Source organism: Bradyrhizobium sp. MI1.11, assembly GCF_055811255.1.
The window spans coordinates 1-379 of record NZ_JBVVPM010000211.1 but is presented as its reverse complement, the minus strand read 5'-3'; the positions used below and the strand labels follow the sequence as shown (position 1 = coordinate 379).

Sequence of the window (379 nt, the reverse complement as noted above, 5' to 3'; positions counted from 1 at the left end):
GGAAGAAGTATGCAGGCTTGATGCCCTCGGAGATGAAGCGGCTGCGTCAGCTTGAGGAAGAGAACGGGAAGCTGAAGCGGATTGTCGCCGACCTGTCGTTGGACAAGGCCATGCTTCAGGATGTGCTCTCAAAAAAGCTCTGAGGCCTGGCCGCAAGCGCGAGCTTGTCGACAAGGTGCGAACTGACTGGAAGGTGTCAGTCAGGCGGGCCTGCTCCACGCTTCGGGTTGATCGCGCTCTTTACGTCTACAAGTCGAAGCGCGGCGACCAGGCCGCTCTCAAACACCGGATCAAGGACATCTGCGCGACGCGGGTGAGATACGGCTATCGGCGCATTCATGTGCTGCTGCAACGGGAGGGCTGGGCCGTTAACGTCAAA

1 pseudogene is annotated in these 379 nt (G+C 59.1%); it reads left to right on the top strand.

Going from position 1 to position 379, the window contains the following annotated elements:
* A pseudogene (locus tag AC0L30_RS43140) lies at window positions 1-379 on the top strand (IS3 family transposase); the annotation flags it as partial.